17 protein-coding genes are annotated in these 16265 nt (G+C 70.4%); 13 read left to right on the plus strand and 4 right to left on the minus strand.

The genetic code is table 11. From position 1 onward, the window contains the following. Positions 1-3: 3 nt before the first annotated feature. The 3 genes from M3Q35_RS36570 to M3Q35_RS36580 form a co-directional block, all read right to left on the minus strand. Positions 4-468 (minus strand): carboxypeptidase regulatory-like domain-containing protein, encoded by a 465-nt coding sequence (locus M3Q35_RS36570; protein ID WP_273944615.1) that lies wholly within the window; start codon positions 466-468, stop codon positions 4-6. 32 nt (positions 469-500) lie between these two features. Next, positions 501-1115 (minus strand): RNA polymerase sigma factor, encoded by a 615-nt coding sequence (locus tag M3Q35_RS36575; protein WP_273937111.1) that lies wholly within the window; start codon positions 1113-1115, stop codon positions 501-503. A 309-nt stretch (positions 1116-1424) separates the two neighbouring features. Next, complete coding sequence (locus tag M3Q35_RS36580) at positions 1425-1757, minus strand: hypothetical protein (protein ID WP_273937112.1); 333 nt, start codon at positions 1755-1757, stop codon at positions 1425-1427. A 675-nt stretch (positions 1758-2432) separates the two neighbouring features. On the opposite strand from M3Q35_RS36580, the gene M3Q35_RS36585 reads away from it, so the two are divergent. From M3Q35_RS36585 to M3Q35_RS36600, 4 genes are all read left to right on the plus strand, one after another. Further along, positions 2433-3119: a copper homeostasis protein CutC gene (locus tag M3Q35_RS36585; RefSeq protein WP_273937113.1), complete on the plus strand. Its 687-nt coding sequence runs from the start codon at positions 2433-2435 to the stop codon at positions 3117-3119. A gap of 28 nt (positions 3120-3147) precedes the next feature. Then, the gene (locus tag M3Q35_RS36590) at positions 3148-4695 is read left to right on the plus strand and encodes a beta-N-acetylhexosaminidase (RefSeq protein ID WP_273937114.1); all 1548 of its coding nucleotides are present in this window, start codon (positions 3148-3150) and stop codon (positions 4693-4695) included. 85 nt (positions 4696-4780) lie between these two features. Beyond that, on the plus strand, positions 4781-6016 hold the full coding sequence (locus M3Q35_RS36595) for an MFS transporter (RefSeq protein ID WP_273944616.1): 1236 nt from the start codon (positions 4781-4783) through the stop codon (positions 6014-6016). A gap of 193 nt (positions 6017-6209) precedes the next feature. Beyond that, the gene (locus tag M3Q35_RS36600) at positions 6210-7460 is read left to right on the plus strand and encodes a GGDEF domain-containing protein (protein WP_273937115.1); all 1251 of its coding nucleotides are present in this window, start codon (positions 6210-6212) and stop codon (positions 7458-7460) included. A gap of 66 nt (positions 7461-7526) precedes the next feature. On the opposite strand, the gene M3Q35_RS36605 is transcribed toward M3Q35_RS36600, so the two are convergent. Then, a complete protein-coding gene (locus M3Q35_RS36605; RefSeq protein ID WP_273937116.1) occupies positions 7527-7757 on the minus strand; it encodes a PspC domain-containing protein in 231 nt (76 codons plus the stop codon). Between the two features lie 84 nt (positions 7758-7841). Here M3Q35_RS36605 and M3Q35_RS36610 point away from each other — a divergent pair, with 84 nt between their 5' ends. The 9 genes from M3Q35_RS36610 (at position 7842) to M3Q35_RS36650 (ending at position 16221) form a co-directional block, all read left to right on the plus strand. After that, a complete protein-coding gene (locus M3Q35_RS36610) occupies positions 7842-8699 on the plus strand; it encodes an AAA family ATPase (RefSeq protein WP_273937117.1) in 858 nt (285 codons plus the stop codon). A gap of 16 nt (positions 8700-8715) precedes the next feature. Beyond that, positions 8716-9789 carry a vWA domain-containing protein gene (locus M3Q35_RS36615; RefSeq protein WP_273937118.1) on the plus strand — a complete coding sequence of 358 codons (1074 nt, stop codon included), beginning with the start codon at positions 8716-8718 and terminating at the stop codon, positions 9787-9789. Next, positions 9782-10900, plus strand: a complete 1119-nt coding sequence (locus M3Q35_RS36620; RefSeq protein WP_273937119.1) for an XdhC family protein — start codon at positions 9782-9784, stop codon at positions 10898-10900. The genes M3Q35_RS36615 and M3Q35_RS36620 overlap by 8 nt, the downstream gene beginning before the upstream one ends. Before the next feature lie 216 nt (positions 10901-11116). Further along, positions 11117-11626 (plus strand): (2Fe-2S)-binding protein, encoded by a 510-nt coding sequence (locus tag M3Q35_RS36625; RefSeq protein WP_273937120.1) that lies wholly within the window; start codon positions 11117-11119, stop codon positions 11624-11626. Then, a complete protein-coding gene (locus M3Q35_RS36630) occupies positions 11623-13989 on the plus strand; it encodes a xanthine dehydrogenase family protein molybdopterin-binding subunit (RefSeq protein WP_273937121.1) in 2367 nt (788 codons plus the stop codon). Before M3Q35_RS36625 ends, M3Q35_RS36630 begins: the two co-directional genes overlap by 4 nt. Continuing rightward, entirely contained in the window at positions 13986-14840 is an 855-nt protein-coding gene (locus M3Q35_RS36635; protein WP_273937122.1) for an FAD binding domain-containing protein, read from the plus strand. Before M3Q35_RS36630 ends, M3Q35_RS36635 begins: the two co-directional genes overlap by 4 nt. A gap of 3 nt (positions 14841-14843) precedes the next feature. After that, complete coding sequence (locus M3Q35_RS36640) at positions 14844-15479, plus strand: SRPBCC family protein (protein ID WP_273937123.1); 636 nt, start codon at positions 14844-14846, stop codon at positions 15477-15479. Positions 15480-15550: 71 nt separating this feature from the next. Then, the gene (locus tag M3Q35_RS36645; protein WP_273937124.1) at positions 15551-15820 is read left to right on the plus strand and encodes a hypothetical protein; all 270 of its coding nucleotides are present in this window, start codon (positions 15551-15553) and stop codon (positions 15818-15820) included. Then, complete coding sequence (locus M3Q35_RS36650) at positions 15817-16221, plus strand: hypothetical protein (RefSeq protein WP_273937125.1); 405 nt, start codon at positions 15817-15819, stop codon at positions 16219-16221. Before M3Q35_RS36645 ends, M3Q35_RS36650 begins: the two co-directional genes overlap by 4 nt. The last annotated feature ends 44 nt before the right edge of the window (positions 16222-16265 follow it).

Raw genomic sequence — 16265 nt, forward strand, 5'->3', positions numbered from 1 at the left:
CGCCTACAGCATCAGTGTCGGCGTCACGATCGTCCGCGGCCTGGAACCGGTCCCGTTGTTCAGGTGCACCACCAGCTGCGTGGTGCCCTTGGGCACGTCGTCCACCGCGAACCGGCCGCCCTCGTCGGCCTCGGCGGTGGTGGACGAATGCCCGGCCACCCGGACCTCGACGGTGTGCGGCCCCCCGGGTACCAGCCAGCCGTCGAACCGGTACCCGGCACCGGCCGGAGCGAAGCTGACCATGATGGTCAGGTCTTCCACGGTGAAGGTCACGGTGTTCGGGCCGGCGCCCCGGACGCCGGCCAGCTCCTCGGCGCGCTCCCAGCGCGCGACCTCGACGTCGAGGTCCTCCAACGCGATCGCGAACTGCACGCGTTCGACCAGGTCGGCCGGCACCGGGTCGACCTTGTCGAACAGCACGTCGAGCTCGGCCAGCAGGAGCAGGTCCTGCTCGGTGAGGTTGTCCATGTCCACGCCGTCGAACTCGTTCCGGTCGTTGCTCATCGCGGGCCCCCTTCCGCGTCGAGGAGCTCGCGCAGCGACGTCAGACAGCGGCCGCGGGTCGGGCCGATGCTGCCGCGGGGCATCTCCAGCGCCTCCGCGACCGCGTCGTACTGGGCCCGGCCGGACAGCACGGTCAGCGTCAGCAGTTTCTGGCAGCGGTCGGTGAGCTGCTTGAACGCGGCCCACAGCCGTCGGTCCCGGTCGTCCCGCAGCGCGTGCTGCTCGGGCCCGTCCACCTGGGCCGGAATGTCGACCAGGTCCTCGGCCGCCACCGGCGTCTCCCGGTCGAAGCCGGTCGTCTTGGCCCGCTGCGCCTCGCGCCGGGCCGTCACGATCAGCCACGCGGCCAGCGCCTTGGGCTGTTGCAGCCGGTCGAGGTGGCGCAGCAGGGCCAGCCAGACGGTCTGCACGACGTCCTCCGCGTGCACCTTGTCCAGCCCCTGGCTGCGGGTGACGTGCCAGACCAGCGGCGTGAGGTCGGCGACCAGCACGTCGAGCGCCTTGCGGTTGCCGCCTCTGGCCGCCACCAGACACGCCGCGTGTCGGTCGTGACCGGTCAGCCCCTCCCACGGGTCGTGGCCGGTCAGCCCGTCCCACGTGTCAACGGCCATTCGATGCACCTCCGGGTCTGAGGTACGTCGGCGCGCCCCGGTCCCCCCACCACGGGGACGCACCCCGTGCCTGCATCCTGCCCTACCCGGTGTAGTTCTCCACACCCAGATGGGCCAATCGTGCTCGATGACGGCCACGCCCCCCGGCGTGTTTCCGTGTGCTGCCACCGCCGCCCCATTCACTCGAGCGGGAACCCCCGGACGGGTCCCGACACAAGGAGGAGCAGCGAACTCGCAGTCAGATACTCACGAATTGGTAACGACGTATTCGCGCTGGTGGCGAGGGCTGCCCGCCACCAGCGCCGGCCCTCACGGGCGGACGACCTCGGCGTGCGGGATGCCGCCGTTGGGGTGCGCGACGCCGCCGCCCGCCTTGGTGGTCTCGGCGTGCGGAATGCCGCCGTTGGGGTGCGCGACGCCGCCCTGCGGCTTGGTCTCCGCGTGCGGGATGCCGCCGTCCGGGTCGCCGCCGTCGGCCAGCGCGACCGCCCCGGCCGGCTTGGTCTCGGCGTGCGGGATGCCGCCGTCGTCGGTGGTCTCGCCGCCGTTCCGCCCGGCGGTCAGGGCCTGCTCGACCTCGTCGACCGTGATGGGGTCGAGAGCGTCCGGAGTGCTGGTCGACTTGTCGTCCAAGGTGCTCATGGATCGTCCCCTCTGGTGTTCCCCGGTGACGCCGCCGCGCCGTGTCCCCCGTGCGACCGCGTCCTGTCGTGGAGCAACACGGTGGCCCGGCCCCTCCCGGTTCACCATGCGTGCTCATTGTGCCGCCGAGTCGCCTCGAACAGCGCAACGATTTAACAAGGGATCGCACGAACGGACTAGATACACACCACGGTGTGATCAACAAGGCAGACGAGCGTCGCCCGATGGGCGCGCGAAAGGGCCGGAAGCGACTTGGCGGCCCGGCGTCGGGTCTCCCCGTCCGACGCCGGCGTAGTCGCCTCCGGCCCGTGAACCCTTCACACCCCCGCTGACGTGAAGGGTCCTTCACGCTGACCGCCGCCCGCCCGCCGACGACCGAACCGATGCCCCCTCGACACCGGGTCGGTCGGCACCCCGTGGGCCGACGCCTGTCGCGCGTGTACCGACCTGGCGGAACCGCCACCCCCATGGCGGTCCTGCCACCCCCGACCGGCGCCTGTGGGACGCCTGGTCCATCCGTCCCGTTCCCCATGGCGTGGGTGAACCGGCCGGACATGAGGACAGGAGTGGGTCTTGAGCCGGGAGATACACCGGTTGAGAAAATTTTCTCGAGCGTCGCGATCTTGCCTGATCGGTGGTGGTGATCACGGCCCCATTGGCCCTATGGTCTAGACCATGTCGGAGCTGTTGCTTGAAGTCATCGCGCTCGACGCCCGGGACGCGCACGCCGCCCAGGAGGGCGGGGCGCACCGGCTCGAGCTGGTCAGCGACATGGCCGCGGACGGGCTGACCCCGGCGGTGGCCACCGCCCGCCGGGTGCTCGCCGCCACCGACCTGCCGGTGCGGGCCATGCTGCGTGACGACGCCGGCTTCGCGCCGTGGTCGCTCGACCAGCTCCGGGCCGAGGCCATCGCGCTGCGGGACGTCGGCGTCACCGAGTTCGTGCTCGGCTGGCTCACCGAGGCCGGTTCGATCGACATCGACACCTGCCGGGCCGTGATCGACGAGCTCGACGGCTGCAAGTTCACGTTCCACCGTGCGCTGGACAACTCGGCCGAACCGCTCGCCGCGTGGTCGGACGTGGTGGCGCTCGGCGCCGACACGGTGCTCGCCGCGGGCAGCGGCAAGGGCGTGGCCGACGGCCTGCCGGTGCTGCGCGAGCTGGCCGCTCGGCAGGAGACCGACGGCGTGACCGTGATGGCCGGCGGTGGTTTGCAGGCCGAGCACGTGCCCGGGCTGCGGGCCGACGGTGTTCGGTGGTTCCACGTCGGCAGCGCGGTGCGGCCCGGTGGCTGGGATTACCCGGTCGAAGCCGATGCCGTGGCCAAGTGGATCGAGTTGATTTCGGAATCACTGGTCTAGACATAGGACGTTGCCTAGGATCCGGTCCGTGCGCGGATTCGAAACCCTGCTGCCCCGACCGTCGCGAGTGGACGCCACCGGCGGCAGGCTGCCGCTGGACGTGAACACCACACTGGACGGTGATCCGGCCGCGGTGACCTGGCTGCGCGAGGTGCTGGTGGCGGCGACGGGCCTGCCGCTGCGGCCGGCGGCGGACCCGACGATCCGGTTCCGTATCGTGCCGTGGCTCAACGGCCACCTGATCCGCGTGTTCCCGGACGGCGTGCTGGTCGAGGCCCAGGATGAGGAAGCGGCCTTCCACGCGGCGCAGACCTTGCGGCAGCTGCTGGGGCCGGAGGCGTTTCGCCGTGCGCCCATCGGCAACACGCAGTGGTCGCTGCCGTGCGGCGTGGTCGAGGACCGGCCCCGCTTCGCCTGGCGGGGCGCTTTGCTCGACGTGGCAAGGCACTTCATGCCCAAGGACGGCGTGCTGCGGTTCATCGACCTGCTGGCCGCGCACAAGATGAACCGCCTGCACCTGCACCTGACCGACGACCAGGGCTGGCGGTTCGAGGTCAAGCGCTACCCGAAGCTGACCGAGATCGGAGGCTGGCGTGAGGGATCGCGGGTCGGCGTCCGCACCGACGACACGACCGACGGCCGGCCGCACGGCGGCTTCTACACCCAGGACGACCTGCGCGAGATCGTCGCCTACGCGGCCCGCCGGCACGTGGTCGTGGTGCCGGAGATCGACATTCCCGGCCACAGCCAGTCGGCGATTGCCGCCTATCCGGAGCTGGGCAACCTGGACTACCCGCTGCCGGTGTGGCCGCTGTGGGGCGTCAACGAGAACGTGCTCAACACCGATGACTCCACTGTGGACTTCTACCGGCACGTGTTCGACGAGCTGGTCGAGGTGTTCCCGTCGGAGATCATCTGCGTCGGCGGCGACGAGGTGCCGACCGTGCAGTGGACCCAGGAGCAGGCCGACCGGCGTGGCCTCAAGACGATCCCCGAGCTGCACGGCTGGTTCATCCGCCAGATCGCGGAACACCTTGGCACGCATGGCCGTCGAGCCATGGGCTGGGACGAGATCGCCGAGGTCGGCCCGCTGCCGGGCGGTGCGGTGATCGCGTCGTGGCGGGGTGAGCGGGCCGGTGTCGACGCCGCCCATGCCGGCTTCGACGTGGTGATGTGCCCGGAGCAGAAGGTGTACCTGGACCACCGCGAGTCCGACCGCCGCGACGAGCCGATCCCGGTCGGCATGGTCCACACGGTGTCCGATGTGTACGAGTACGACCCGATCCCGGCCGATCTGACCGGCGACGCGGTCAAGCGGGTGCTGGGCGGGCAGGCCAACGTGTGGACCGAGCACCTGGACTCGCCGCGCCGGGTCGACTACGCGGCCTTCCCGCGGCTGTCGGCGTTCGCCGAGGTGGTCTGGACCGAACGGAGCAGGCGCGACCTGGCCGACTTCACCCGCCGGCTGACCGAGGAGCATCTGCCCAGGCTGGACGCGATCGGCGTGGAGTACCGGCCATTGGCCGGCCCGCACCCGTGGCAGACCCGGCCGGGGGTGCCGGGCCGCCCGCGTTAGGCGACGCGGGTGAAAAGCCCGCGACCACCACCCGTTCCGCTCACTACTCGCTACCGTGCCAGCACGGACGGTGGGGGCGGTGCGTATGGCGGGACGGTTCGGGGCGGCCTTCGCGGTCGCCGAGTTCAGGGCGATCTGGGCCGCCGGCGGGCTGTCCATGGTCGGCGACCAGCTGGCCCGGGTGGCCCTGGTCGTGCTGGTCTACGGCAACACGCACTCGGCCGCGCTGACCGGGTTGACCTTCGCGCTGACCCTGGTGCCGTCCTTCGTCGGCGGCGTCTTCCTGTCCGGACTGGCCGACCGGCTGCCCCGCCGCCGCGTGCTGTTGACCGCGGATCTGTTGCGGGCGGCCATGATCGCGCCGGTCGCGGTGCCCGGCATGCCGTTCCCGGTGCTGTGCGTGCTGGTCGCCGGGGTGTCCCTGCTGAACGCCCCGTTCCGTGCGGCCGAAGCCGCCTTGTACGCGGATGTGTTGCCGCAGCAGGACTTTCTCGCCGGCATGGCGATACGCAACATCACCAACCAGTCGGCCCAGGTGCTCGGGTTCGCCGGCGGCGGTCTGCTGCTGGCCGTCATCGGCCCGTACTGGGCGCTGTCGCTGGATGCCTTGTCGTTCCTGGTCTCGGCGCTGCTGCTGCGGGCCGGCGTGCGGGCCCGGCCGGCCGCGGTCAACCTGGCGCACCGATCAATGCCCGGCGGATTCTCGTTGCTACGCAACGATTCCGGCCTGCGTTCGCTGCTGCTGATCGGTTGGCTGACCGGCGTGTTCATCGTGTACGAGGGCCTGGCCGGCCCGTACAACGACCAGCTCGGCGGCACCACCGCCACGCTCGGCCTGCTGCTGGCGGCCGACCCGGTGGGCAGCGTGATCGGCGCGTTCGTGTTCGGGCGGTTCGTGCCGGGCTCCGCGCAGGCCCGCGGGCTGGCCCTGATGTGCGTGGCCGCGGGCGTGCCGCTGCTGCTGTGCCTGCTCCATCCCGGACTGGTCGTCTCGGCCGCGCTATTCGTCGTCGCCGGCGCATTCGGCACGGCGACATACATGCAGACGACCGCATCGATTGTACGGGGAGTACACGATTCGGTACGCGGTCAGGTGTTGGGTCTGGCCTATGCGGGAATGATGGCCGCACAGGGGTTGAGCCCATTCGTGGCCGGACTGGTCGCTGACCGTGTCGGCGCGGCGAATGCGGTGGGCTGGTTTGGGCTGATCGGGCTGCTCATTGCGGCACCGGTGGCGGTGGCCTGGCGACGTGCCACCACCAGCCGGCCGGATATCTGGCTGCCCGCACCGGAATCCGGCGCGGACACCCGGAGGAGCTAGTCGCGCGTCTTTCGTGTTGCGGTCATGGCGAACCTCCTGATCGCGGTTGTGAACCACCCGGATGAACCTAGCGAATCTGCCGTGGCCGGTTGAACACTGGACGAGGCGGTCGAAATAAGGGGGCGACGTGTCGAGTATGAGCCAGTCCAGATCCTCTCCGAAAGGGGTCGATCGCTACGGGCTCATAGACCGCATGGCCGGATTCGCGCTGTGGGCGCTGCCGGCCCGCTGGATCGCCTACGCCGTTCTGGTCGAGGCGATCGCCCTCGTCGCGGCGCTGGCCTCGTTCACCCGCGGCGCGATCACCGATGTCGCCCTGCTGCGGTTCGGGGTCCTGCTGGCGCTGGGCATGGTGCAGGCCGAGCTGTCCCGCCGGATCGAACGCGACCGCCGCCGGATGAGCGGCTCCACGCACATCAACATGACGTCGATCTGGCTGATCCCGGCGGTGCTGATGCTGCCGCCGCAGCTGGTCGCGCTGCTCTGCGTCGCGCTGTACACGCACATGTGGCTGCGGATCTGGCAGCACCTGCGCAACGTCTCCTTGCACCGCACGGTGTTCGGCGCGAGCGCGGCGATCGTCGCCTGCCTGGCCGCGAGCACCGTCGCCGGGGTGCCGCTGGCCGAGTCGCAGCCCACGTGGAGCTGGAGCGTCACGCTGGCCTGCATGCTCGGCGGCCTGACCTTCGAGCTGGTCGACGCGCTGCTGCTGGCCGTGTCGATCAACCTGCGGCAGCGGGGCAACGCCCCGCTGACCGAGCTGTTCGGCACCTGGGACGACAACGCGCTGGAGCTGACCACGCTCTGCCTCGGCGGGCTGACCGCGCTGACCCTGGTCTACCAGCCGCTGTTCACGGTGCTGCTGTTCTGCCCGATCGTCGTGCTGCACCGCAGCGTGCTGGTCAAGGAGCTGGAGGCGGCGGCGACCATCGACGTGAAGACCGGTCTGCTCAACGCCGTCACCTGGCACCACCTGGCATCGCAGGAATTGGCTCGTAGCAAGCAAGATAGGCGTGCGAAGGTCGGCGTGCTGATGGTCGACCTCGATCACTTCAAGCGGGTCAACGACACCTACGGGCACCTGGCCGGCGATGCGGTGCTGAAGTCGGTCGCCACGGCGGTGAAGAACCAGGTGCGCGCGGACGACGCCGTCGGCCGGTTCGGCGGCGAGGAGTTCGTGGTGCTGCTACCCGGGGTCGACGAGGCCGGTGCACTCGTTGTGGCCGAACGGATCCGCAAGACGGTCGGCGCGCTGTACGTGATGGCGCCTCAGGACGGGGTGCCGATCGCCGGACTGTCCTGTTCGATCGGTGTCGCCGTGCACTACAGCAGCGGCACGACGATGGAACGGTTGTTGTTGGCCGCGGACACGGCCGTGTACCGGGCCAAGCGCACCGGACGGAACCGGGTCGTGGCCACAGTGGACAAGCGGGACGCGGCGTAGTTCCGAGTACCGCTCATGAGTGACCCGGGATCTACCCCTCGACGGTCCCGGGTCACTCACCACCACTCACTCGCTGTCCGCCTCGGGCACGAGCAGCCAGCACGCCGCGTAGAGGACAACGCCCGCGCCGGCGAAGAACACCGTGCCGACGACCATGGCGACCCGCAGGATCGCGGCGTCGATGCCGAGCAGCTCGGCGGCCCCGCCGCACACGCCGGCCAGCATGCGGTTCTCCCGGCTGCGGCGGAACGTCTTCATCTTGTCGCCGGCCTCGTTGAGGATGTTGTTCGTCGTCATGACACAAAGTCTGGCCGCGCGGCCGCCCCGTGCCATCGGGGTTCGTCCCTGGTTCGACCCCGATATGGGCCTACCCTGCACACCATGGAGACCCCGGGTGAGCTGGCCGCGGCGCTGGACCGGACGGGTTACCTGGCCGACGAGGGCCTGGCCACCGCGGCCTTCCTGGCGCTGCGCATGCGCCGCCCGCTGTTCTGCGAGGGCGAGCCCGGCACCGGCAAGACCGCGCTGGCCAAGGCGCTGGCCGACGCCCTGGGCACGCCCCTGATCCGGCTCCAGTGCCACGAGGGCATCGACGCCGCCCGCGCGCTGTACGACTGGGATTTCCCGCGCCAGCTGCTGCACCTGCGGGCGTTGGAGGCCCAGGGGCGTACGGCCGGTGCTGAGGCCGAGCTCTACACGCGACGGTTCCTGCTGGCCCGGCCGCTGTTGCAGGCCCTGGAGACGCCGGGCTGCGTGCTGCTGGTCGACGAGATCGACCGGGCCGACGACGAGTTCGAGGCGTTCCTGTTGGAGGTGCTCAGCGAGCACGCCGTCAGCATCCCGGAGCTGGGGGAGATCCGTGCCGCCGAGCCGCCGGTGGTGGTGCTGACCTCGAACCGCACCCGCGAGGTGCACGACGCCGTGAAGCGCCGCTGTCTGTACCACTGGCTCGAGCACCCGGGCCTGGTCCGCGAGGTGGCGATCCTGCGCCGGCGGCTGCCCGAGCTGACCGAGACGCTGGCCACTCAGGTGGCTACGGCGGTGTCCCGGATGCGCGCGGCGGAACTGCTCAAGCCGCCGGGCGTGGCCGAGTCGCTGGACTGGGCGTCCGCGCTGCTGGCGTTGGACCGGCCGATTCTCGACGTGGAGTCGGCGGCCATCACGCTTGGCGCGGTGCTGAAGTACCGGGAGGACGCCGACCGCATGGTGGCCAAGGGGTTGGACGCGCTGCTGGCCTGAGTCGCATTATTCGAAGATGAACGACCCGCTGCCCGGACTGGCGGGGTTCGCCGCGGTGCTGCGGGCGGACCCGGTGCGGGTGCAGGCATACCTGGCCGCGCTCAGCCACGTCGATCTGGCTCGGCCGAGCCAGGTTTACTGGGCTGGTCGGGTGAGCCTGTGCGCGGAGCCGGACGACATCCCCTCGTACGACGCGGCCTTCGCCGCCTGGTTCGGCAACGTCCCGACGAGTGCTTCGGGCAATGGCCGCGCCCGTCGCCGGACGACGGTCAGCGCCCCGCTGGTGGCCCCGGTTTCGGGCGAGGGCGAGGCCGACGTGCCGGAGCTGAAGGTCGCCGCCAGCGACACCGAGGTGCTGCGCCGACGAGACGTCACGGCGTTGGACGGGGCCGCATTGCGTGAGTTGCTGGCCACGCTGCGGACCGATCCGCCGCTGCGGCGCAGCGTTCGGACCCGAAAGGCCCGCAGCGGCCGGCTCGATCCCGACGAGACCCTGCGTGAGCTGCTGCGATACGGCGGCGAGCCGGTACGGCTGCGCTATCGCCGCAAGCGCTTGCGGCCACGGCGGCTGGTGCTGCTGATCGACATCTCCGGCTCGATGACCCCGTACGCCGACGCGCTGCTGCGGTTCGCCCACGCCGTCGTCCGACGCTCCCCGCCGAGCACGGAAGCCTTCACGCTCGGCACTCGCCTGACCCGCGTGAGTCGACAGCTGCGCATGCGTGATCCGGACCAGGCGCTCAAGGCGGCGGCCCGCGCCGTGCCCGATTTCGCCGGTGGTACCCGACTCGGCGAGACCCTACGGGTATTTCTTGATCGCTGGGGGCAGCGCGGGCTGGCGCGGCAGGCCGTCACGGTGGTCTTCTCGGACGGGTGGGAACGCGGCGACGCGGCGCTGCTCGGCGAGCAACTGGCTCGGCTGCGCCGCCTCGCCCATGCCGTCCTGTGGGTGAACCCGCATGTCGGCCGTCCGGGCTATGCCCCGGTACAGTCCGGTATCCGCGCGGCATTGCCGCACGTCGACCGGCTGCTCGCCGGGCACAGCCTGGCCACGCTGGACGAACTGCTGACGGAGGTGCGGCGTGCGTGACGTGCTCGACAAGGTCGACGAGAACTGGCAGGAAGGTCGGCCGACCGCGCTGGGCACGGTCGTGGCCACCTTCCGCTCGGCGCCGCGCCAGCCCGGGGCGGCCATGCTCGTCGCCGACGACGGCCAGGTCTCCGGCAGCGTGTCCGGCGGCTGCGTCGAGGGCGCGGTGTACGAGCTGGCGCAGCAGGTCATCGCCGACGGACGGCCGGTGTTGCAGCGCTACGGCGTCAGCGACGACGACGCCTTCGCGGTCGGGCTGACCTGCGGCGGCATTCTCGACGTCTTCGTGGAACGCGTGGACGGCAAGCGTTTCCCCGAGCTGGCCGACGTGGTGGCGTCGGTGCGGGCCGAGGAGCCGGTGGCCGTCACGACCGTGGTCGAGCATCCGGACGAGGCGCTGGTCGGCCGGCACCTGGTGGTGTGGGCCGATCGTCGCGCCGGCGATCTCGGCTCCGCCCGGATCGACGACGCCGTCACCGATGACGCCCGCGGCATGCTGGCCAGTGGCCGCAGCGGACTGCTCCACTACGGCCCCGACGGCCAGCGCCGGGGTGAGGGCATGGCCGTGTTCGTCAACTCCTTCGAGCCGCCGCCGCGGATGCTGGTCTTCGGTGCCATCGACTTCGCCGCCGCCATGGTCCGGCTCGGGGCCTACCTGGGCTATCGCGTCACGGTCTGCGACGCGCGGGCGGTGTTCGCCACCAAGGGCCGTTTCCCCGACGCCGACGAGGTCGTCGTGGACTGGCCGCACCGCTACCTGGTGCAGCAGGCCGAGGACGGCAAGATCGATCACCGTACGGTGATCGCGGTGCTCACCCACGACCCGAAGTTCGACGTGCCGGTGCTGGAAGTGGCGCTGCGCCTTGACGTTGCCTACGTCGGCGCGATGGGCTCCCGTCGCACGCACGATGACCGGCTGGCCCGGCTGCGCGAGGCCGGGCTGACCGACGACGAGCTCAAGCGCCTGTCCTCGCCCATCGGTCTCGACCTCGGCGCGCGGACCCCGGAGGAGACCGCGGTGTCCATCGCCGCGGAGATCATCGCCTTGCGTTGGGGCGGCCGCGGCGACCGCCTCGCCCACTCCGCCGGCCCCATCCACCGCCCCACCTGAGTTCGGAACGGACCATTCCTCTACTCCGAGTTTTGGAACGGTCCGTTCACAGCTTCGGGGGTGGCGAGGTGCGCAGGTGCGGTGATAATGCGGCGGTGCTGCCGCATCTGCGCGAAGGGTTGTCTCGGCTGGTCGACCGGAGCAGGCTCGGGCTGTGAGCCCGGTCACGACGCGGTGGTGGGCCGCCCGCCGGGTTCGGTGCTGCCTGGAGGCGACATGCGAATCACCATGGTCGTGGACGGGGTGAGCTACACCGACGAGGTCGAGCCACGCACCCTGCTGGTGCACCACCTGCGGGAGACGCTGGGCAAGACCGGCACCGTGGTCGGCTGCGACACCAGCAACTGCGGGGCCTGCACGGTGCACGTGGACGGGCACAGCGTGAAGTCGTGCTCGATGCTGGCGGTGCAGGCCGACGGCTGCGAGGTCACCACCATCGAGGGACTGGCCCGGGACGGCCAGCTGCATCCCGTGCAGCAGGCGTTCCACGACAACCACGCCCTGCAGTGCGGTTTCTGCACGCCGGGCATGATCATGCAGGCCATCGACCTGCTGGCCGACGATCCCGATCCGGACGAGCGGACCGTGCGGCAGGGCCTGGAGGGCAACCTCTGCCGCTGCACCGGGTACCAGAACATCGTGCGCGCGGTCCAGGACGCCGCGCACCGGCTCAAGCCGACCGCGGCAGCGGACCGCGAACCCGAGACCGTGGCAGGTGGCGAATGACCGCCACCGCCGAGCCCGAGGTCGGCAAGTCCAGGCGGCGCAAGGAAGACGCCCGTCTGATCACCGGCCGCACCCGCTGGACGGACAACATCACGTTGCCCGGCCTGCTGCACATGGCCATCCTGCGCAGCCCGGTGGCGCACGCGCGGATCACGTCCATCGACACCGAAACCGCTCGCGGGATGTCCGGCGTCCTGACGGTCGTGACGGGCGCGGATCTGGCCTCCGAGCAGGGCAGTCTGCCGTGCGCGTGGGCCATCACGCCCGACATGAAAACCCCGGCGCACCCGTCGATCGCCGTCGACACCGTGAACTATGCCGGCGAGGCAGTGGCGATCGTCGTCGCGCGGTCGTCGGCCGAGGCGCACGACGCCCTGGAGGCCATCGACGTCGACTACGACGAGTTGCCGGTGGTGCTGGACATGGAAGCGGCGGTCGCCGACGGCGCGCCGCTCGTGCACGAATCCTTGGGCACCAACAAGAACGCGCTCTGGGTGTTCGACTCGGCCGAGGCCGGCACCGGCGGCAGCGTGGACGAGGCCATCGCCGCGGGCGAGATCGTCATCGAGCGCAAGTACCGGCAGCAGCGGCTGATCCCGGCGTTCATGGAGCCGCGGTCGGTGCTGTGCGACCCGACCGGCGAGCAGACGACGCTGTGGTCGGCCACCCAGGTCCCCCACATCCTGCGGCTGATGCTGGCCCTGACGCTGGGCGTGCCCGAGCACAAGGTCCGGGTGATCGCGCCGGACGTCGGCGGCGGCTTCGGCGGCAAGCTCCAGGTCACGCCGGAGGAGGTGCTGGTCTTCCTGCTGGCCCGGCGGCTGGGCAGGCCGGTGAAGTACACCGAGAGCCGTTCCGAGGCGATGGCGGCCGCCCACCACGGTCGTGACCAGATCCAGCGGCTGACCATGTCGGCCACCCGCGACGGCCTGATCACCGGCCTCAAGGTCGACCTGCTGGCCGACATGGGCGCGTACCTGAGCCTGGTGACGCCGGGCATCCCCATTCTCGGCGCGTTCATGTACAACGCCATCTACAAGATCCCGGCCTATCGGTTCAGCTGCACCAACGTGTTCACCAACAAGGTGATGACCGACGCCTACCGCGGCGCCGGCCGGCCCGAGGCCACCTTCGCCATCGAGCGCATGATGGACGAGCTGGCGGCCGAGTTGGGCGTGGATCCCATGGTGGTGCGGGAAAAGAACTGGATCCGGCACGAGGAATTCCCGTTCACCACGGTCTGTGGTTTGACCTACGACTCGGGGAACTACGAAGCCGCAACGGAAAAAGCCAAGGAGCTGTTCGACTACGACGGTCTGCGTCGGGAACAACTCGAACGCCGGGAACGCGGCGACACCGTGCAATTGGGGCTCGGTATCTCCACTTTCACCGAGATGTGCGGCCTGGCCCCGTCCCGGGTTTTGGGCTCATTGTCCTACGGCGCAGGTGGTTGGGAACACGCGGCGATTCGTATGCTGCCCAGCGGCAAGGTCGAGGTGGTCACCGGATCCTCGCCGCACGGGCAGGGGCACGAGACGGCGTGGAGCCAGATCGTGGCCGACCAGCTCGGCGTGCCGTTCGAGGACGTCGAAGTGCTGCACGGCGACACCCAGTCCTCGCACAAAGGTATGGACACCTACGGTTCCCGCTCGCTGACGGTCGGCGCGATCGCCGTCGTGAAGGCAGCGGACAAGGTGATTGCCAAGGCGCGCAAGATAGCCGCGCACATGCTGGAGTGCAGTGAGGACGACCTGGACTTCGCCCAGGGCAGGTTCTCCGTGCGTGGCACCGACAAGGGCACCGCCATCACCGACATCGCACTGGCCGTGTTCGCCGCGCACGACCTGCCCGACGGCGTCGAGCCCAGCCTGGACTCGGAGGCCACCTTCGACCCGGAGAACTTCTCGTTCCCGCACGGAACCCACCTCTGCGCGGCCGAAGTGGACACCGAGACCGGCCGGGTCACCATCCGCAAGTACGTCTGCGTCGACGATGTCGGCAAGGTGGTGAATCCGCTGATCGTCGAGGGGCAGGTGCACGGCGGTCTGGCCCAGGGCATCGCCCAGGCGCTGTTCGAGGAGGCCGTGCACGACGAGAACGGCACCCTCACCACCGGCACCTTCGCCGACTACCTGCTGCCGTCGGCGGCCGACCTGCCGTCCTTCGTGACCGATCGCACCGAGACGCCGTCGACGACGAATCCGTTGGGAGTCAAGGGAGTCGGCGAGGCCGGCACCATCGCCTCCACGCCGGCCGTTGTCAACGCCGTGGTGGATGCCGTGCGGCACATGGGCGTCAACGACATCGAGATGCCGTGCACGCCGTACCGGGTGTGGGGCGCGATTCAGGGAGCTTCCCGATGATTCCCTCCTCGTTCGAGTACGCCCGTCCCTCCACTGTGGAGGAAGCCGTGCGGGCCCTTGCCGAGGCCGGCGAGGACGCGAAGGTCTTGGCCGGCGGGCAAAGCCTGCTGCCGGTGCTACGGATGCGGCTGGCCGCGCCGACGATGGTGGTCGACCTCGGTCGGGTGCCGGAGCTGCGCGGCGTGACCGAGGACGGCGACGACCTGGTCATCGGGGCCATGACCACGCACTACGACGTGCACCGTGATCACCTGGTCCAGGACCACGCCTCGCTGCTCGCCCGGGCCACGGAAACCGTTGCCGATCCCCAGGTTCGGCACCGCGGCACGTTCGGCGGCTCACTGGCCCACGCCGACCCGGCCGGCGACCTGCCGGCGGTGGCGCTGGCCCTGGAGGCCGTCATGGTGGTCGAGGGCCCGGCCGGCCGGCGGGAGATTCCGGCCGGCGAGTTCTTCGTCGACTACTTCACCACCTCGCTGGCCCCGGACGAGCTGCTGGTGGCCGTGCGGATCCCCAAGCGCACCGGTTGGCTGTCGCACTACGAGAAGTTCAACCGGGTCGCGCAGGCGTGGTCGATCGTCGCGGTCGGCGTCTCGCTCCAGCTGAGCGGCGGCACGATCACCGACGCCCGGATCGGCTTGACCAACATGGCCTCCGTACCGGTACGGGCGGTCGGCGTCGAGCAGGCCCTCATCGGACAGTCGGCCGGCGCGGACGTGTTGCAGGCCGCGGCCGCGCACGCCGCCGAGGGGACCAGTCCCGGTAGCGACGGCAACGGCAGCGCCGAGTACCGGAGCCAGCTGGCCCGCGTCCTCACCGGACGGGCCTTGGCGATTGCGGTCGGGGGCTGACGCGTGCAGTTGGAGCATCAGTTCCGGGTGGCAGCGCCGATCGACGAGGTCTGGTCGGCGCTGCTCGACCCGCAGCACGTGGCCCCGTGCATGCCCGGGGCCACGCTGACCTCGGTGGACGGCGAGTCCTTCGCCGGCACCGTCAAGGTCAAACTCGGGCCGGTGGCGTTGCTGTACAAGGGGACCGGCGCTTTCGACACCATCGACACGGGCGCCCGGCGTGTGGTGATCAAGGCATCCGGAAAGGACAGCCGCGGCAATGGCACCGCCTCGGCGACCGTCGAGGTCACCCTGTCGCCGGACGGCGACGGCACGGTGGCCGCGGTGGTCACCGAGCTCACCGTGACCGGCCGGCCGGCCCAGTTCGGCCGGGGCATGATCACGGAGGTCGGCGGCAAGATCCTGGACCGGTTCGCCGAATGCCTGGCCGACAAGCTGGCCCCGGAACCCGTCGCCGAGGCCGAACCCACGTCCGCCGCCGAACCGGCCGGATCCGAACGACCGGCCGCGGCGCCGGCGTCGTCCGAACCCCTCGACCTGCTCGACGTGGCCGGGGCGCCGGTGGCCAAGCGGGCGGCGGTGCTGATCGGGGCGGCGCTGCTGCTCATCGTGATCGTGGCCTGGCTGCGACGGCGCTGAACGGCTACATCCGACCGCCCATTGGTATGGCGTGCACCCGGCGTTCGCCTTGGGCCGCCATACTGTTCGGCGTGCCGAGCAAGCGAGTGACGATCACGCTGCCCGAGGACCTGGCACCCCGGGTCCAGGAGCTGGCCGACGACGCGCGGCTGGCGTTGGCCAGCTACGTCACCCGAATCGTTGAGCACCATGTGCTCAACCAGGAGGGGCTGACGGCGATGGAGTACTGGGAAAGCCGGCACAGCCCGCTGACCAGACCGGAGATGGCCGGCGCGGACGAGGCCATCGAGGCCGCCCGCGCCCGGCTGCGGCCGCCCCAAGAAGATTCGACGCAGCAGTGACCGGCAAATTCCGGCCGCCGGTGGTCTACGCGGTCGGCGCGTTGCAGGCGGCGCTGAACAACGACCGCAAGTTCATGGCCCTGCACAAGTGCTTCCTGCTCGACGAGTGCCGGCTGATCGTGCCGTCGGCGGTCCGCACCGAGCTGCGCACCCGGCTCGGCGGCAAGGAACCGACCACAGTGCTCACAGCGTGCAAGACGGACTGGCACGACGATGCCGGCGTGATCAACGAGTACATGATCGACTTCGCCCTCAACGGCAAGGCCAGCCGGCTCGACGCGGTGGTGGCGGCGACCGCCGTGGCCTACCGGGCCATCGTGGTGACCACCGAGGTCAACGCCCTGGAGCTGATGTGGGCGGTCGACGACGTCGACCGCCCGATGTCCATCATCACCATTTGACCGCCACCCCAAGATCAAGGGACCGATCCTGGCGTTCAACGTCA

Source organism: Kutzneria chonburiensis, from assembly GCF_028622115.1.
GTDB lineage: Bacteria > Actinomycetota > Actinomycetes > Mycobacteriales > Pseudonocardiaceae > Kutzneria > Kutzneria chonburiensis.

Coding starts and splice junctions, on each gene's coding strand:
- M3Q35_RS36570 (WP_273944615.1), bottom strand. CDS start 468: ATGGACAACCTCACCGAGCAGGACCTGCTCCTGCTGGCCGAGCTCGAC.
- M3Q35_RS36575 (WP_273937111.1), bottom strand. CDS start 1,115: ATGGCCGTTGACACGTGGGACGGGCTGACCGGCCACGACCCGTGGGAG.
- M3Q35_RS36580 (WP_273937112.1), bottom strand. CDS start 1,757: ATGAGCACCTTGGACGACAAGTCGACCAGCACTCCGGACGCTCTCGAC.
- M3Q35_RS36585 (WP_273937113.1), top strand. CDS start 2,433: ATGTCGGAGCTGTTGCTTGAAGTCATCGCGCTCGACGCCCGGGACGCG.
- M3Q35_RS36595 (WP_273944616.1), top strand. CDS start 4,781: ATGGCGGGACGGTTCGGGGCGGCCTTCGCGGTCGCCGAGTTCAGGGCG.
- M3Q35_RS36600 (WP_273937115.1), top strand. CDS start 6,210: ATGGCCGGATTCGCGCTGTGGGCGCTGCCGGCCCGCTGGATCGCCTAC.
- M3Q35_RS36605 (WP_273937116.1), bottom strand. CDS start 7,757: ATGACGACGAACAACATCCTCAACGAGGCCGGCGACAAGATGAAGACG.
- M3Q35_RS36610 (WP_273937117.1), top strand. CDS start 7,842: ATGGAGACCCCGGGTGAGCTGGCCGCGGCGCTGGACCGGACGGGTTAC.
- M3Q35_RS36615 (WP_273937118.1), top strand. CDS start 8,716: ATGAACGACCCGCTGCCCGGACTGGCGGGGTTCGCCGCGGTGCTGCGG.
- M3Q35_RS36625 (WP_273937120.1), top strand. CDS start 11,117: ATGCGAATCACCATGGTCGTGGACGGGGTGAGCTACACCGACGAGGTC.
- M3Q35_RS36630 (WP_273937121.1), top strand. CDS start 11,623: ATGACCGCCACCGCCGAGCCCGAGGTCGGCAAGTCCAGGCGGCGCAAG.
- M3Q35_RS36635 (WP_273937122.1), top strand. CDS start 13,986: ATGATTCCCTCCTCGTTCGAGTACGCCCGTCCCTCCACTGTGGAGGAA.